Origin of the sequence: Acetobacter okinawensis (genome assembly GCF_002153655.1) — a bacterium.
Lineage (GTDB): Bacteria > Pseudomonadota > Alphaproteobacteria > Acetobacterales > Acetobacteraceae > Acetobacter > Acetobacter okinawensis_A.
The window spans coordinates 19,977-33,381 of the sequence record NZ_JOPJ01000004.1 but is presented as its reverse complement, the minus strand read 5'-3'; the positions used below and the strand labels follow the sequence as shown (position 1 = coordinate 33,381).

General features: G+C 58.7%; 15 protein-coding genes. 14 read left to right on the top strand and 1 reads right to left on the bottom strand.

The window, feature by feature from the left end; all coding sequences use genetic code 11:
• The first annotated feature begins 33 nt into the window (after window positions 1-33).
• The 13 genes from pyrH to gloA all read left to right on the top strand — a co-directional run bounded on the left by pyrH (window position 34) and on the right by gloA (window position 12,706).
• Window positions 34-771, top strand: a complete 738-nt coding sequence (pyrH, locus tag HK26_RS02380; protein ID WP_025826290.1) for a UMP kinase — start codon at window positions 34-36, stop codon at window positions 769-771.
• A gap of 78 nt (window positions 772-849) precedes the next feature.
• Window positions 850-1,371, top strand: a complete 522-nt coding sequence (frr, locus tag HK26_RS02375; protein ID WP_219337078.1) for a ribosome recycling factor — start codon at window positions 850-852, stop codon at window positions 1,369-1,371.
• Window positions 1,372-1,434: 63 nt separating this feature from the next.
• Window positions 1,435-2,175 carry a polyprenyl diphosphate synthase gene (gene uppS, locus HK26_RS02370; protein WP_086638323.1) on the top strand — a complete coding sequence of 247 codons (741 nt, stop codon included), beginning with the start codon at window positions 1,435-1,437 and terminating at the stop codon, window positions 2,173-2,175.
• Complete coding sequence (locus HK26_RS02365; protein ID WP_180539273.1) at window positions 2,172-3,002, top strand: phosphatidate cytidylyltransferase; 831 nt, start codon at window positions 2,172-2,174, stop codon at window positions 3,000-3,002. Before uppS ends, HK26_RS02365 begins: the two co-directional genes overlap by 4 nt.
• 66 nt (window positions 3,003-3,068) lie before the next feature.
• A complete protein-coding gene (gene dxr, locus HK26_RS02360) occupies window positions 3,069-4,226 on the top strand; it encodes a 1-deoxy-D-xylulose-5-phosphate reductoisomerase (RefSeq protein WP_086638322.1) in 1,158 nt (385 codons plus the stop codon).
• A gap of 34 nt (window positions 4,227-4,260) precedes the next feature.
• Window positions 4,261-5,376, top strand: a complete 1,116-nt coding sequence (gene rseP, locus HK26_RS02355; protein WP_086638372.1) for an RIP metalloprotease RseP — start codon at window positions 4,261-4,263, stop codon at window positions 5,374-5,376.
• Between the two features lie 127 nt (window positions 5,377-5,503).
• A complete protein-coding gene (bamA, locus tag HK26_RS02350; RefSeq protein ID WP_086638321.1) occupies window positions 5,504-7,960 on the top strand; it encodes an outer membrane protein assembly factor BamA in 2,457 nt (818 codons plus the stop codon).
• 4 nt (window positions 7,961-7,964) lie between these two features.
• Window positions 7,965-8,837, top strand: a complete 873-nt coding sequence (locus tag HK26_RS02345) for an OmpH/Skp family outer membrane protein (RefSeq protein WP_086638371.1) — start codon at window positions 7,965-7,967, stop codon at window positions 8,835-8,837.
• Between the two features lie 2 nt (window positions 8,838-8,839).
• Entirely contained in the window at window positions 8,840-9,925 is a 1,086-nt protein-coding gene (gene lpxD, locus HK26_RS02340) for a UDP-3-O-(3-hydroxymyristoyl)glucosamine N-acyltransferase (protein WP_086638320.1), read from the top strand.
• Between the two features lie 79 nt (window positions 9,926-10,004).
• Window positions 10,005-10,442: a 3-hydroxyacyl-ACP dehydratase FabZ gene (gene fabZ, locus HK26_RS02335; protein WP_307772203.1), complete on the top strand. Its 438-nt coding sequence runs from the start codon at window positions 10,005-10,007 to the stop codon at window positions 10,440-10,442.
• Window positions 10,443-10,571: 129 nt separating this feature from the next.
• Window positions 10,572-11,429 (top strand): acyl-ACP--UDP-N-acetylglucosamine O-acyltransferase, encoded by an 858-nt coding sequence (gene lpxA, locus HK26_RS02330; RefSeq protein WP_086638370.1) that lies wholly within the window; start codon window positions 10,572-10,574, stop codon window positions 11,427-11,429.
• A complete protein-coding gene (locus tag HK26_RS02325) occupies window positions 11,426-12,277 on the top strand; it encodes an LpxI family protein (protein ID WP_086638318.1) in 852 nt (283 codons plus the stop codon). The genes lpxA and HK26_RS02325 overlap by 4 nt, the downstream gene beginning before the upstream one ends.
• A 39-nt stretch (window positions 12,278-12,316) precedes the next feature.
• Window positions 12,317-12,706, top strand: coding sequence for a lactoylglutathione lyase (gene gloA, locus HK26_RS02320; protein ID WP_086638317.1), 390 nt, complete (start codon window positions 12,317-12,319; stop codon window positions 12,704-12,706).
• A 6-nt stretch (window positions 12,707-12,712) separates the two neighbouring features.
• Here gloA and HK26_RS02315 read toward each other — a convergent pair whose 3' ends face one another.
• Window positions 12,713-13,156: a hypothetical protein gene (locus HK26_RS02315; protein ID WP_086638316.1), complete on the bottom strand. Its 444-nt coding sequence runs from the start codon at window positions 13,154-13,156 to the stop codon at window positions 12,713-12,715.
• Between the two features lie 100 nt (window positions 13,157-13,256).
• On the opposite strand from HK26_RS02315, the gene rpmH reads away from it, so the two are divergent.
• Window positions 13,257-13,391, top strand: coding sequence for a 50S ribosomal protein L34 (gene rpmH, locus HK26_RS02310; protein ID WP_081774758.1), 135 nt, complete (start codon window positions 13,257-13,259; stop codon window positions 13,389-13,391).
• Window positions 13,392-13,405: the final 14 nt, after the last annotated feature.

The following is a 13,405-nucleotide window of genomic DNA, read 5'->3' as shown; positions in this document are numbered from 1 at the left end:
GTTTTTTGTCGGACTTTGCATGATTGAGGGCCTATGACTGCTTCTGTCGCTGAAACGCCAAACCGTAAACGTGTTTTGCTCAAGGTGTCAGGCGAAGCCCTGATGGGCGATGGCGCCTTTGGAGTGGAGCAGAAGACGGTCGAGCGTATTGCCAAGGATGTTGCCGAGGTCGTTCGCAGCGGCACGGAAGTGTGCCTTGTTGTGGGCGGTGGCAACATTTTTCGTGGGGTGGCGGCTGCCGCCAAGGGCATGGACCGCGCGCAGGGTGACTACGCGGGCATGCTGGCAACCGTGATTAACGCGCTGCTGCTCCAGAACGCGCTTGAGCGTGAGCTTATAACAACGCGGGTTATGTCCGCTATCCATATGTCATCCGTAGCTGAGCCCTACATCCGGCGGCGGGCCGTGCGGCATATGGAAAAGGGGCGGGTGGTTATTTTTGCCGCCGGGACCGGCAACCCCTTCTTTACCACGGATACGGCGGCCGCCCTGCGTGCTGCGGAAATGGAATGCGATATTCTGCTTAAAGGCACACAGGTTGATGGTGTCTATTCCGCTGACCCCAAGCAGGACCCCAGCGCTACACGGTATGATGAGCTGACATATATGACAGTTCTTTCCAACCAGTTGAGTGTTATGGACGCAGCAGCCATCAGCCTTGCGCGGGAAAATCGGTTGCCGATCATTGTGTTCAATATCGGCGAGGAAGGTTCGTTCGGCCGCGTTATGCGTGGCGAGGGCGCTTTTACGCGCATTATCGAAGCAACCTGACGCACAGCCTCTGAGAAAAAAACGGGAGAAACCACCGTGTCTGACTTGAATGACCTGCTTGATGACCTCAAGCGCCGCATGGATGGCGCACTGGAAAGCCTGCGCCGGGATTTTTCGGGCCTGCGCTCTGGGCGCGCTAGCCCCGCGCTGCTCGAACCCGTGCGGGTGGAAGCCTATGGTGGTGAAGTGCCGCTAACGCAGGTTGCCTCCATTGCAGTGCCGGAAGCGCGGATGATTACCGTGCAGGTCTGGGACCGTGTTCTGGCGGGTGCGGTAGAACGTGCCATTCGGGATGCCGGTCTGGGGCTGAACCCGGCGGGTGAGGGGCAGACCATCCGCGTGCCGATCCCGCAGTTGACGGAAGAGCGCCGTAACGAGCTGGCAAAAGCCGCAGCCCGCTATGCCGAAGGTGCCAAAATTGCCGTGCGCGGTGTGCGCCGTGATGGCATGGACAAAGCCAAGGGTTTTGAAAAAAAGGGCGACATCAGCCAGGATGACGTCAAGGCATGGTCTGACGCCATACAGAAAACGACAGATCAGTATGTGAAAAAAGTGGATGACATGCTGGCTGAAAAAGAGAAGGAAATTAAACAGGTCTAAGGGCCTGCCCGGCTTGGGCTGCCCCTTGCCCCGCTGAACTGAAACGGTGGATTTTTTCCTGCTATGTCTCTCCAGTTAGCCGACAAAAAGCCGTCGGTACCTTCGCATGTCGCCATTATCATGGATGGCAATGGCCGCTGGGCGTGCGAGCGGGGGTTGCCGCGTCTGGCGGGGCACCGTGCCGGGGCAGAGGCTGTGGGGCGGTGCATCAGGGCGGCTATTCAGCGGGGTGTTCCCTACCTGACCCTGTATGCGTTTTCATCCGAAAACTGGTCGCGTGGCCCCAAGGAGGTATCGGACCTGACCGGCCTCCTGCGCTACTACCTGCGCCATAAGGTGAAGGAACTGCATACAGAAGGCGTGTGTCTGCGCTTTATTGGTGACCTGAGCCGGTTTGAGCCTGCCTTGCGTGATGAACTGTCGCGGGCTGAGGCCATGACCCGCAATAACAAACGGCTGGTTCTGCTGCTCGCCCTTTCCTACGGTGGACGGGGGGATATTATGCAGGCGGTGCGGCGTGTTGCGCAGGAAGTGCGCGACGGCTGGCTGACCCCAGACCAGATTAACGAAGACCTTTTTACCAACCACCTGTGGACCGCAGGCGTGCCCGACCCCGATGTGATGGTGCGCACGAGTGGTGAATATCGGCTTTCCAATTTTCTGCTCTGGCAGAGTGCATATGCCGAACTTGTTTTTCTTGACGTGTTCTGGCCTGATTTTAACGAAGGGCATTTTGCAACGGTGCTTGACCTTTATGCGCGCCGCGAGCGGCGTTTTGGCGCCCGGCCATCGGCATCCGCATGACGGGGGGCGGGCAATCCAGCGCATGGCGTGACCTGCGGCCGCGTGTTCTTTCTGCTCTGGTCATGGTGGTGGTCGCCGGGGGCTGTATTGGCCTTGGTGGCATTGCCTATACACTCATGGTTCTGCTGGCCATGGGGGGGATGGCGGCAGAAGCTGCGGGTCTTTTCAGGCTACGGGTTCAAAGCCTGCGTGGCGGGCTGTATGTGCTGTGGGCGGTTTGTGCCGGCCTGTCTGCTGCGGCGGGGCACTGGGGTTATTTTATCCTGTTCTGTATCAGCGCCTGCGTGTTTGGCGCACCGCTTTGCGCGGTCATGAGTGTGATCATCATGGCAGGTACGGCTCTGCTCTGGCTCCGGCAGGACAGCGTGTGGCCTGTCCTGTTTGTTGTGGCCGTTGTGGTGGCGAGCGATACCTCGGCCTATATGGCCGGGCGGATGATTGGTGGACCAAAGCTTGCGCCGCGCATCTCCCCCGGCAAAACCCGATCTGGTGCGCTTGGCGGCCTTGTGGGGGCCGTGCTTATGGGGGGGGCGGTTGCGCTCCTGTCCGGGTTTGGTGGGGCTGGCTCCGCCTTGGTCTGGGGGGGGCTTCTGGGTCTGTCCGCCCAGACCGGTGATCTGGTGGAAAGTGCGATGAAGCGGGCTCTGGGGGTCAAGGACTCCGGTAAGCTGCTGCCCGGGCATGGTGGTCTGCTTGACCGGTTTGATGGTCTGGTCATTGCAGCACCTGTTGCCGCGGCCATCTCCCTTGCTGTGCCGGGAGCACCATTCTGGAGCGCTGGTCTGCATGACCTTGTCCATGCCCTTGTTGCTGGCATGCCGGGTTAGTCGCGTTATGGCTCTGTGGCCTAGGCTGTCAGGGCATCTGTTATTTTTGGGTGTGGAAGACAAAGCATGAGAACCGTAACCGTTCTGGGGACTACCGGCAGCATTGGCTGCTCCACCGTGGATCTGCTGGAGCAGGCGCGGGAGCAGTTCCGGGTGCGTGCGCTTGTGGGGGGCAAAAATGCCGCCAAACTGGCCGAGCAGGCACGGAGTCTGAAGGCGGAACTGGCAGTTCTGGCGGATGAGAGCGCATACCCCGAACTCAAGGCCCTTCTGGCCGGGAGTGGTGTGGAGATCGCCTGTGGCCGCAAGGCGGTTATTGAGGCCGCCGCCCTGCCTGCGGACTGGACCATGGCCGCCATTACGGGGGCAGCCGGTCTGGAACCCACCCTTGCTGCGGTTAAGAACGGCAACAGCATAGCGCTGGCTAACAAGGAGGCGCTGGTCTGCGCAGGGGACGTGATGCTCCGTGCGGTGCGCGATGCCGGGGCCACGCTGCTCCCGGTCGATTCCGAGCATAACGCCGTTTACCAGTCTATGGCGGACCGGCAGGCTGATCAGGTAGAAAAAATCATCCTTACGGCCTCAGGTGGGCCCTTCCGCAATGCTTCGCTTGATGTCATGCGGGCTGCAACACCTGCTCAGGCGCTCAAACACCCGACATGGAGCATGGGGGCCAAAATCAGCATCGATTCCGCCACCATGTTCAACAAGGGGCTGGAAGTGATTGAGGCTGCCCGTATTTTTGACCTGACGGAAGACCGGATTGACGTGCTGGTGCACCCCCAGTCTGTTGTGCACGGCATGGTGCAGTACACCGATGGCAGCCTGATCGCCCAGATGGGCTCGGCCGATATGCGCATCCCTATTGCTCATGCATTGGCCTGGCCCCAGCGCATGCCCACCACATCCTCCCGTCTGGACCTTGCCGCTTTTGGAACGCTGGAGTTTATTGCACCGGATGAGGTGCGCTTTCCTGCTCTCCGTCTTGCGCGGCAGGCTTTGCGGGCGGGCAAGGCGGTTCCGGCCATCCTGTCTGCTGCTAATGAGATTGCGGTTGAGGCATTCCTTGCGGAACGGATCGGTTTTCTGGACATCGCACGTGTGGTGGAAGAGACCATGGACACTCTGGGCGCTCCTCCGGCCGATACGTTGGATGCGGTCCTGCACTGGGATGCGGAGGCCCGCCGGGTTGCCCTGCACCTGATTTCCCCCGCAGTCGCTTGAGAAAGCGGCCTTCACTCCCGATATCGGAGGAATGATGATGATACACGATTATCTACGCACCCTGATTTCCTTCGTTTTTGTGCTGGGCGTTCTGGTCACCTTCCACGAACTCGGGCACTACCTTGCTGCACGCTGGCGCGGTGTGCATGTGGAGGTATTCTCTCTCGGGTTCGGCCCCGCCCTGTTCAAATGGCAGGACAGAAGCGGGACAGAATGGCGCATCTGCCCGATTCCTCTGGGCGGCTACGTGCGCCCGCACGGGTTTGATGACCCCGAGGACGCAACACCGGAGCAGAAAGCCGCATGGATTCCGGGCCGGACTTTCCATGATAAGTCGGTCTGGTCACGGGCCATTGTTATTCTGGCTGGGCCTGTTTTCAATTTCATTCTGGCTTTTGCGCTGTTTGTGCTGCTGTTTGCGACAGCCGGTCAGCCCCATGTGCGTAACGAGGTTTCTTCCGTCATGCCCGGTAGCGCGGCGCAGAGTGCGGCCTTGCAGAAGGGCGATGTAATCCTGCGCATTGGCACGCATGATGTCTCCAGTGTGGAGGATGCGCAGGCCACTGTAGCGCAGGAGCCGGGGCAGAAGACAACACTGCTGGTGCAGCGTAATGGCCAGCAGATGGATATTCCCATTACCATTGGCACCACGCAGGATTCGCACGCAGGTGGTGCTGCCCGTGGCCTGCTTGGGGTGGTGTTTGCGGTGGAGCCGGGTAAGGCGCTGCCTTTGCCGCAGGCCATTGGCGCAGGCGCACAGGCCACGTGGAAGACGGTTACGCAAACCCTGAATGGGGTGTGGCAAATCTTTAGCGGCCAGCACACGGCGCGGGATTTGGGTGGTCCACTCAAGATCGCCCAGCTCTCGGGTCAGGTCGCGCAATATGGCTTTGCCAGCCTGTTGTCCTTCATGGCGTTGCTGTCGGTTAATCTGGGTCTTATCAATCTCTTTCCCGTTCCACTTCTTGATGGTGGACGTCTGGTTTTTTATGCCATAGAGGCAATAAGAGGACGCCCAGTTTCCAAGCGGGTGCAAGAGGTTAGTTTCCAGACCGGGTTTGCCTTGCTGGCGGGTCTGTTTCTGTTTTCGACGTTCAATGATCTGTCCAGCTTCGGGCTGTTCAGGTGGGTTGCATCGCTCGCGGGTTGATAGTGAACTGGACTGGAAGGGTAAGGCTTGCGTGACAAGGGTAAATTCGGATACGTCCCTTGCGGGCGCGACAGAAACGGGGGATGGGCTTCCGTGCTGAACCGACCCGGATGGAGGGAGGCAGATCTTGGCGGGTAAACGTTCGGCCCTGTTCGTTTCTGTCTGCATGTTGCCTTTTTTCCTGATCGAGGGACGGGGGGCTATGGCCGCCCAGAACCCGGACACACAGGCACCAGCAGCTGTTGTTGCATCGCCTCAGGGCGATTCCGAAGGTGCCGGGCCACAACCCGATGCCGCACCCGCACAGCCAGCCCCAGTTGGCGTGATTGATGAGATCCGTGTCTCAGGCAATACCCGTATCGAGACCAATACGGTTCTGTCCTACATGGTTGTCCGTCCGGGGGACCCCTTCACGCAGGATGACCTCGACCGGTCTTTGAAGACCCTGTACGCAACAGGGCTGTTCAAAGACGTGACCTTGCGGCGCGAGGGCAGTACGCTGCTCGTGAAGCTGAAGGAAAACCCGATCGTCAACCGGATCGTGTTTGAGGGTAACCACGCCGCCAAGGATGAGGACCTGCGCAAGGTGCTCTCCCTGCGCCCACGTGCGGTGTTCTCGGCAGAAACAACGGCGGATGACCGGCAGCATATTCTGGAGGTTTATGCCCAGAAGTCGCGCTTTGCGGCTGTGGTCACGCCTCAGATTGTCCGTCTGGCCCACAACCGTGTGGACGTGATCTTCCAGATCAATGAAGGCCCGAACACAAAAATTCGTAAAATCGCGTTTGTCGGGAACAAAGCGTACAGCGAAGCCGAACTTGCTGGTGTTGTGTCCTCCAAGGAGACGGCCTGGTATCACTTTCTCGGTTCGTCAGATGAATATAATCCCGAACGCGTAAAATATGACGGGGAACTGCTGCGGCGTTTTTATCTGCACAACGGTTATGTGGATTTCCAGATCAAGGACGTAAAGGGTGAGCTGTCGCCGGATCGCAAATCCTTCTACATCACCATCACCATGGACGAGGGCATACGCTACCGTCTGGGTAAGGTGGATATCCGCTCCAGCCTGCGGCACGTGCCTGCCAAATCCCTGCGTAAATACGTCGAGCTGTTTCCGCACCAGTGGTATGATGGCAAGGCCGTGCAGGATAATGCGACGGATATAGAGGAACTGCTCCAGTCGCAGGGCCATCCGTTTGCGGTGGTGCGCCCGACCATTGCGCGTAACCCTGAAAAGCGCATTGTCAATCTGCTCTTTGACGTTAGTGAAGGCCCGCGCCGTTACATTGAGCGGATCGATATTAACGGCAACACCATTACGCAGGACAATGTCATCCGTCGTCAGCTGCCATTTGCAGAGGGTGATCCCTATACGAGCAGCTACAAAAAATACGCCAAGGAAGGGGTCCAGGATCTGGGCTACTTCAAAACGGTGGACGTCAAGGATGCGCCCGGCTCCTCCCCTGACCGCGCAAACGTGTCTGTCAATGTTGTAGAAAAACCAACGGGTGAATTCTCCCTCGGCGGCGGGTACTCAACCGACGTTGGTATTATCGGTAACGTCGGGCTCAAGCAGCACAACCTGCTGGGTACGGGGATTGACGCCGGGTTCTCGGGTACTGTTTCGTATTACCAGAAGCAGGCAGACCTCTCCGTGACAGATCCGGTCTTCCTCGGGCGGAACATGGTTGTCGGGGCAGATATTTTCTTCATCGAAAATAACTATCAGACGTACCAGAACTACTCGGAAGGGCGTTACGGGATTACCCTGCGTATGGGGTATTCGTATAACCGTTATCTTTCCCAGTCCTGGAATTACAGCCTGATCCGCCGCTGGGTGAGCAACGCGTGGAGTGAATCCTCGCCCTATATTCAGGACCAGATTGGCAAGTCCCTGCTGTCCCAGATCGGGACAACCATCATGTATGACAGGCGCGACAACCGCATGCAGCCGCATAGTGGTTACTTCGTGTCCGTAGGTGGGGATTTTGCCGGTATCGGCGGGGATGAAAACTACGTTCGTGGTAAGATCAACGGCGGGTATTACATCCCTCTTGATGATCTGACCAACAGCCATAACTGGACGCTGGCTTTCCGTGGTGGTGCCGGGTATCTGGCCGACTGGGGCAACCATGGCCGCCGTGACGTGATTGATAACTTCTATCTGGGTGGCACAAGTCTGCGCGGCTTCCTTGATGGGGGCGCTGGCCCACGAAGTGTTGGGAATGCAGCCCATCAGTCCGAAGATCTGATCGGTGGGCGGTTTATGTATAATGCCTCCGCCCAGTTGAACTTCCCCATTCCTTTCCTGACGGATATGGGGGTGGGTGGTCGTACATTCGTGGATATGGGGAGTGTGGCTGGCGTACGTGTCAAACACTTGTACACCAACCCAGCAACCGATGGCGCGAACTACACGGCAATCTCGGGTGATATGGTCAGCCCACGCGTTAGTGCGGGCGCAGGCTTTTCGTGGAAAAGTCCGTTTGGGTTGTTGAATATTGACCTTGGTGTGCCGATCAGACGCAGCTATAATGACCGCACACAGCTCCTTCGCTTCGGCTTCGGCCAGCAATTCTGAGGTAATGATGCGTTTCTGTTCCAAAGCCGCCCTTCTTGGGGCTGTTTGCCTTTCTTTTTCTGTGGCTCTTGTTCCTGCTGCTCAGGCAGAAGGCGGGAGTGGCTGGTTTGTGCCCAAAAGCCAGCCTGCGGCACAGGCTCCGCATCCTGCTGCACGTAACGCGGCACCTGCCCCGGTAGCGCTCCCTGCTCCTGCGGCGGATAGTCAGGAAGCCGCTGAGCAGGCTCCCCCTGTTCTGCCGCTCCCCCCCATTCCCAATGCTCCTGAAATTGCCAAGGAAGCGCCTCCGCCGACAACCATTATCGGTGTTATCAGCGTGCCGGGCGTTATGCGCCAGACGTCCGCTGCCATGCAGGTGGAGCGTGTGCTGGGTGGCCGCCGCGATGCTCTGGCTCAGGACCTGCAGCGCGAACAGGCTGGCTGGCGTGATGAGCAGCAGACCTTGCAGGCTCAGGCAAAATCCCTGACATCAGACCAGATCCAGACCCGCGAGCGGAGCTTGCAGGCCAAGGTGATGAAAGCGCAGCGGGATTTCCGTAACCGCAACCGTATTATTCAGGAAGCCGCGCAGGTCTCTCTGGGGCAGATCGAGCGTGAACTGGTGCAGGTGATCCAGAAAGTGGCCTCCGCACATGGTATGAACCTTGTGCTGCACAGCGAGCAGGTGGCCCTGCATGTGGATGGTCAGGACATCACCAACGAAGTGGCGACAAACCTGAACAAGGTTCTGCCCAGTGTCTTTATTCCTGACGCGAATGTGGACCCTGAAGAACTTGCCAAGTCTGGCAAGATGCCCACAACGGCTGATGGTGATCAGTCCGTGGTTGCTTCCGGGCCTGCTCCTGCGGTTACTCCGGCTCCCGCCGGGAAAAAATAAGAATGGTGGAGTGCAGGGCTTCTTCCGGCCCGGCTGATCCGCGTTTTTTTGCGCGTGTCGGGCCATTTGATGCCGCAGCATTGGCCGAAGCCGCCGGTGCTGATCTGCGTCCTCCCCGGCAGGGGAGCTTCCCGCAGGAGGGCTATGCAGGCATAGCCCCCTTGCAGGCCGCCCGTGCGCGCGATGTCAGCTTTCTCGATAACCGCCGGTATGCGCATCTGCTGGAGCATACAGAGGCAGGGCTGGTGATTGTGGCCCCGGCATTTGCCGAAAAAGTGCCTCCTCATTCCGCAGCTCTGGTGACGGCTACCCCCTACCTGGCATGGTCGCGGATTGCGCGGCTGTTTCACCCACAATCCCGTAGCAAGGCTGGTATCCACCCGTCTGCCGTGGTGGACCCGTCCGCCGTGGTTGACCCTACAGCTGAGGTGGGGCCATTTGTTGTGATTGGTGCTGCGGTGGAAGTGGGGCCGGGCTGTATTGTCGGTTCCCATGCCGTTGTGGCGGACGGTGTGCGCCTTGGGGCGGATTGCCGTATTGGTGCCATGGTCACACTCTCCCATGCTCTTGTGGGGGACCGGGTGACTATTCTGCCGGGTGCGCGCATCGGGCAGGATGGTTTTGGTTTTGCCGTGGGGCCAGAAGGGTTTGAGACTGTACCACAGCTTGGTCGTGTCATTATCGAGCATGACGTGGAAATTGGTGCCAACTCGACCATTGATCGCGGTTCGGTCAATGATACGGTTATTGGTGCGGGTTCGCGGCTCGATAATCTGGTGCAGATCGGGCATAATGCCCAGCTGGGGCGCTGCTGTATTGTGGTGTCTCAGGCCGGGATTTCGGGCTCAACCGTGCTGGAAGACTATGTAACGGTTGCGGCGCAGGCCGGGTTGATCGGTCATATTCGTATTGGCGCCAAGGCGCGCATTGGTGCGCAGTGTGGTGTTATGTCGGATGTTGAGCGTGGAGCAGATGTCATAGGTAGTCCTGCCATGCCGTTCCGGGAGTTTTTCCGTAACGTGGCGGTGCTGCGCAAACTGGCTAAAAAAGCGTCTGGGTCGGCCAAGGACGATTCAGGCAAAGTATGAACGCGGGCTATGGTCCGGTATAAAGGGTGGTTTAGGGGACGTGGAGACAAAACAAGAATCCCGGCAGGACGGACAGACAATCGCAAGTATTGATGTCAACCGTATCATGCAGGCGATTCCTCACAGGTATCCTTTCCTTCTTATCGACAGGATGGAAAATATTGTCCTGGGGGAAGAGGCGACTGGTATCAAGAATGTCTCGGTCAACGAACCGTTTTTTCCGGGTCATTTCCCGGGGCGGCCCGTTATGCCCGGTGTTCTTATTGTGGAAGCCATGGCCCAGACTGCGGCCACGCTTGTTGTGCTGTCGCTCGGCGAAGCATTTGAAGGCAAGCTTGTCTATTTCATGACCATAGAAGGCGCAAAATTCCGCCGTCCGGTTGAGCCGGGCGACCAGTTGCGTATTCATGTTGTCAAGGAACGGCACCGCTCCAATGTGTGGAAATTCCGCGGTGAGGCGCGTGTTGATGGCGTTGTGGTGGCGGAAGCGACCTTTAGCGCCATGATCATGGGCTGATTTTTGGCGCTTGGTGCGTAGGTCGGGTCAATATATGCTTCAATTCTCTTTGCTTTTTCTGGCAGATGCCGTTGAAGCAGGAGCCCATGCTCTGTGTTACAGGCAGGCGGAATATAAGGAACTGAAGTGGTGCACGCAGTAGAGGAAGCCGGGCAGACCCGTGTTCACCCAACGGCTTTGGTTGCTCCGGGGGCTGTGCTGGGGCGTGGCGTGGTGATTGGCCCATGGTGCACTGTGGGGCCGAATGTCGTTCTTGATGACGGGGTGGAGCTGATCTCCCACGTTGTTGTGGATGGGCATACGCATCTGGGGGCGCATTCGCGTTATTTTCCGTTCTGTACGGTGGGTATGGCGCCACAGGACCTGAAATATAAAGGCGAGCCAACCCGGTGCGAGGTCGGTGCCCGTACGGTTGTGCGCGAGCATGTAACCATTCACAGGGGAACAGCCACAGGTTCGGGCCTGACGCAGGTTGGTCAGGATGTGCTGATCATGGCCAATGCCCATGTTGCGCATGACTGCGTTTTGGGCGACCGGGTGATCATTGTTAATAATGTGGTCATGGGTGGCCACGTGACCATCGGTAACGATGCGCGTGTCATGGGCTCGGCTGCCATTCATCAGTTTGTCAGGATTGGTCATGCTGCCCTTGTGGGCGGGGTGGCCGGGGTTGAGGCTGATGTTATCCCCTATGGTAGTGTGCTGGGTAATCGTGCCCGGTTGATTGGCCTGCACTGGATATGGCTGCGCCGTAATGGTGTGCAGTCGGCTGAAATTCACCGGATGCGCAAAGCCTTTCTCACCCTCTACCCCAAAGTGTGTGGCGATGTGTCTTTTCAGGCCCGTCTTGAGCAGGTGCGCAAGGACTTTTCCGGGAATGATCGCATTCAGGAAATTCTGACCTTTATTGACGCGCCCAGCCACCGGGGGCTGGTACGTCCTGCCCGCGCTGGTGCTGCCGATCAGGCAGAAACAGACGGCGCGTGACAGCCGCGCCAGCCGCAGTTGGTATTCTGGCAGGGGGAGGCCCCCTGCCAGCCAGAGTGGCCGAAGCAGCACATGCTGCCGGGTTGGCGGTTTTTATCATCGGGTTTGAAGGTTTTGCCGAGCCTGACGTGCTGGCACCATGGCCGCATGAATATGTACGTCTGGGTGCCGCCGGGCGCATGCTGGCGCTGCTGCGTGAGCACCGCTGCACCGAACTGGTGCTGATCGGGCCTATCCGCCGCCCATCCCTGCGCAGTCTGTGCCCAGATGCTGAGGGAGCGCGTATTCTGGCGCGCCTTGGCAAGGCTTTGTTTGCCGGGGATGACGGGCTGCTGGCCGCCCTTGTTCGTATTCTGGGTGAGGAAGGCTTTTGCGTGCGTGGCGCGCATGAATTTCTGTCCCATTCCATTGCACAGCCCGGGGTTCTGGGGCGGTTTACGCCTGATGCGCAGGCCATGGCGGACATACGGCACGGTGTCCGTGTTGTGCAGGCACTTGGCAGGCTGGACATAGGGCAGGGCTGCGTGGTGCAAAACGGTGTTGTTCTGGCTGTAGAGGCCATGGAGGGCACGGATGCCATGCTTGCCCGTGCAGGTACCTGCCAGCAGCCGGGCGAGGGCGGAGTGCTGGTCAAGCTGCTCAAGCCCGGTCAGGAAAAAAGAGCGGATATGCCAACCATTGGCCCGCAAACACTCCATAACGCCCATGCCGCAGGCCTGCGTGGAATTGCGTTTGAGGCGGGGAATACGCTCCTGACCGACAGAGATGCCTGCGAGGCTGAGGCCGAGCGGTTGGGCCTGTTCCTGATCGCTATAGACCCAGAGGTCTGCCTAGGCTCTACACCGTAAGAACAGGCCACATCCATCTGGTTTAAGGGAGAATATGCCGTGTCCAGTTTTTTGCACACCATGGTCCGCGTCCGTGATCTTGAGCGCAGTCTGGCGTTTTACACCCTGCTTGGCATGCATGAGTTGCGCCGCAAGGATGTGCCCGAAGGTGAATACACGCTTGTTTTTATCGGGTTTGCGGACAACGCTGCCGGGCAGGCGGAAATTGAGCTGACCTACAACTGGGGGCAGGACAATGGGTACGATCTGGGGTCCGGCTTTGGGCATTTTGCCATTGGCGTGCCTGATGTGGCTGCGGCTGTAGAGCGTATTCGTGCGGGTGGTGGCAAAATTGTGCGCGAGGCTGGGCCAGTCAAATTTGGCACCACAGTTATTGCTTTTGTGGAAGACCCGGATGGTTATCGGGTCGAGTTGATTGAGCAGGCGTAAGGCCCGCTAACCAGTCTTGCGCTGTTTAAGGCGGGCAGTCAGCCTGTCGAGCGAATCATTAATTGTCGCTGCGGCTTTTTCAATGGCCGGGTCCTTGTGGAGCGAGAGCTGCTCTGCAGCCAGCATGGCGGGGGAGACAATGCCCCGTATGTCATGCCGCAGTTTCTGGTCACTGTCTGCTGCTGGCGCTGTCGGGCTGGCAGGGGGGGCTACTGTGGCGGGCTGCGGGGTATTAAGGGTACAGACCCACGCCGCAGATGCCGCGCCAAGGCCGATGAGCAGGGCCGTAAGCAGGTGTGATGCTCCAATGCCTATACCCAGAAGATAGCTCAGAACAGGCATGCAGGTGACGGCCAGAATGGTGCGAAGCCGGGAGAATGAGGAGGGCATGCGGCTTTCCATCAGGTGGGTGATCGTGCGCGAATAGTCATGCGACTCTGCACTGCACATTGACGTTCTTCTATCTGAACTTTATAAGCCGCGACTTCAAGAGAGAGTGGCTCGTACGTGGCCACTGGCGAAGCATATTCAAACTGAAGGGAGTGCAGCCATGAAGCGCACTTATCAACCGTCCCGGCTGGTCCGCAAGCGTCGTCACGGGTTCCGCACCCGTTCGGCTACTGTTGGCGGCCGTCGTATCCTGGCAAACCGTCGCTCCAAGGGCCGCAAGCGCCTTTCCGCGTAAGTGTTGTCCGGCAG

Coding starts and splice junctions, on each gene's coding strand:
- rpmH (WP_081774758.1), top strand. CDS start 13,257: ATGAAGCGCACTTATCAACCGTCCCGGCTGGTCCGCAAGCGTCGTCAC.
- HK26_RS02345 (WP_086638371.1), top strand. CDS start 7,965: ATGATGCGTTTCTGTTCCAAAGCCGCCCTTCTTGGGGCTGTTTGCCTT.
- pyrH (WP_025826290.1), top strand. CDS start 34: ATGACTGCTTCTGTCGCTGAAACGCCAAACCGTAAACGTGTTTTGCTC.
- lpxD (WP_086638320.1), top strand. CDS start 8,840: ATGGTGGAGTGCAGGGCTTCTTCCGGCCCGGCTGATCCGCGTTTTTTT.
- dxr (WP_086638322.1), top strand. CDS start 3,069: ATGAGAACCGTAACCGTTCTGGGGACTACCGGCAGCATTGGCTGCTCC.
- HK26_RS02315 (WP_086638316.1), bottom strand. CDS start 13,156: ATGTGCAGTGCAGAGTCGCATGACTATTCGCGCACGATCACCCACCTG.
- rseP (WP_086638372.1), top strand. CDS start 4,261: ATGATGATACACGATTATCTACGCACCCTGATTTCCTTCGTTTTTGTG.
- HK26_RS02365 (WP_180539273.1), top strand. CDS start 2,172: ATGACGGGGGGCGGGCAATCCAGCGCATGGCGTGACCTGCGGCCGCGT.
- uppS (WP_086638323.1), top strand. CDS start 1,435: ATGTCTCTCCAGTTAGCCGACAAAAAGCCGTCGGTACCTTCGCATGTC.
- frr (WP_219337078.1), top strand. CDS start 850: ATGGATGGCGCACTGGAAAGCCTGCGCCGGGATTTTTCGGGCCTGCGC.